The sequence below is a fragment of the Desulfobacter sp. genome (genome assembly GCF_050177295.1).
Window position 1 is genome coordinate 1 of the sequence record NZ_JBFXHE010000547.1, and the last position, 2501, is coordinate 2501.

The window sequence follows — 2501 nt, forward strand, 5'->3', positions numbered from 1 at the left end:
CTCATGTTCAGGGAGCCGCTGGATGGTTAAAAGTGGTTCCTCATGTTCCACAATAAAATCAACATCATTAACATGGATAAAGCTTCTGCCCAGGACCCGGGGCATTTGGGGGTTAATCTGGCATATAACAATATCAGCAGTTTCGCAGGCTGAAAGATTGATATCCACGGAAATCCCAAGACTCATCCACCCAAAGTCGTCGGGCGGCGTGGCCTGGATCAGCGCAGCATTCAACGGCATGAGCCCGGATTTGAACAGATTCGGGATCTGGGACAGGTTTGTAGGCGTAACAAATCGTTGATTTTTCTTTATAATGCTGTAACCACAGGAACCTAAATAAAAGGACCTGATTTTGAACTGATGGGATGGAGACTCATTAGCGATAAGCGTTAACGATCCATTTTCAATGCTGAGCAGACGCACGATTTCAAGATCGGTGAATCTTGTGGAGATTTCGGATAACTCTTGGACAAGATGCTGTGGTTCAGCACAGGATGAGCCTATAAATATACGTTGACCTGGCCGGATATGTTTCAGGGCCTCCTGGGCACTGCAACGTTTATCTATGTAGGAATCTGCCCAGTAAGTAGATTTTGTCATTATTAACCTCCTCTGTGTTTATTGTCTGCTTATAAACGGTTTTTATATTTTTTATATTAACATCATCAATCGAAATTTTGGCGCTATTGCCAGGATCTTCGCAATCTTAATCCGAGATCCGGCCCATTTTACAATGCTGTTTTAAGAAGAAATCCTTCCCTATGAATCTCATTGCCGATGATTGCGATCAAATCCTCGGGTCTCAGAATAAAATTTGGATCAGGGTTGGGATTCAGCTGTCCATTGCGGACAACCCCAACAACAGATACGCCGGTTGTTTTACGTATCTGGCTCTGGGCGATGGAACGGTTTGCCAGACAACTTTCCGAAGGCAATTTAATCCATTGTAAATCAAACTGGTGTTCAGCACCACGTAATTGCGAAAGCGTATGATAACGATCATCCGTATTTAATACATCGGCATATAATTCCTGCCGAATGGTATCTGTAACGCGTTGAATTTCCGTTGGTTGAACTTGCAGATGAAGCAATGCCTGCCGTGTTATTTCTATACTCCCTTCAAATTCAGGAATTGCCACGCCTGAAACTCCTAACGCTTTCATCTCGCTGAAACAATCGGGGTTTGGCGTTCTGGCAACAATGGCTATTTGGCGATTTAGCTGTTTTGCCGTTACAATAATCGACCGGCCCGTTAAAATATCCGGAATGGTGAGTATGAGAAGCGTTGCTGTTGTGACACCGGCAGCGTCAAGGACGCGCTCGTGACCGGCATCTCCGTATACTGCAGACATTCCGTCCTCTTTAATTTTTTCAAAACGTCTGTGATCAATTTCAACCACAATAAACGGCAGCGCCACACGGTTTAATGCGCGGGCGATCTGATACCCAACTCTCCCGCCCCCCACAATAATGGCGTGTTTTTTATATCCCGGGTCCGGAATATTTGACGTTTCAAGTTTTTCCTGACCCAACCTGCGCTTTTTAAAGGCATAAACTCTGGCGGTCTGCCCTGAAACCAACGGTGTGAGCACCATTGACAAGATTGTTGCAGTTAAAACAAGAGAATATAAGTGATTGTCTATGGAGCCGGTGGATACCCCCAACCTGGCAAGAACAAAAGAAAACTCTCCTATCTGGAAAAGACCCATCCCGACAGCAAATGGGATGACGCTGTGGTAGTTAAAAATCCGTGATATGAATGCAAAGATTAATCCTTTTCCAATACAGACCGCCAAGACAATCCCTATGACTTCTTTGCCATGATTGAATAAAAATAAGGGATCAAAGAGCATGCCGACAGATGAAAAGAACAACAACCCGAACAGGTCTCTTAAGGGAATAATGTCACTTAGTGCCTGGTGTCCGTAATCAGACTCACTTAGAACCATTCCGGCTACAAAAGCACCAAAAGCAAAAGACAGGCCTGACAGATAGGTGAGATAGCCCACGCCTAGGCCGATCGCAGTAATGGATAATAAAAACAATTCTCTTGATCCAAGCCTGGCGATATACGACATCACCTTTGGAAGCAGTCGTGTACCCAAAAAAATCATACCCGTAAGAAATCCGCCGGCTTTAATTACGGCAAAACCGAGCACAGGCAGGCCAACAGTTGGATCATTCAATTGCGGTAGAATAATCATCATGGGGATGACCGCCAGATCCTGGGCAATCAACATCCCGATCATCACTTTGCTTGACAGGGTCCCCAGCCATCCTTGATTCATTAATGTTTTTAAAAGCACCATGGTGCTTGAAAGAGAAATTAAGACCCCTAACCAAAGCGAAGGCTTCCATGGCAGGCCCAACAGGGTACCAATTCCGAAGCCAAGTCCAATGGTGAGAAAAATTTGAATCGGGGTTCCAATCAATGCGATTCTCTTCACCGGTTTAAGGTCTTTAAGCGAGAACTCAAGCCCCAAGGCAAACAGCAAAAGCGC

Annotated in this window: 1 protein-coding gene and 1 pseudogene; both read right to left on the bottom strand. The window is 45.1% G+C overall.

The window, feature by feature from the left end:
* Positions 1 to 600 (bottom strand): annotated as a pseudogene (locus tag AB7U36_RS22405) (acetyl-CoA hydrolase); the annotation flags it as partial.
* 128 nt (positions 601 to 728) lie between these two features.
* On the bottom strand, positions 729 to 2501 hold a 1773-nt coding region (locus AB7U36_RS22410), incomplete at its 5' end, for a cation:proton antiporter (RefSeq protein WP_428161815.1).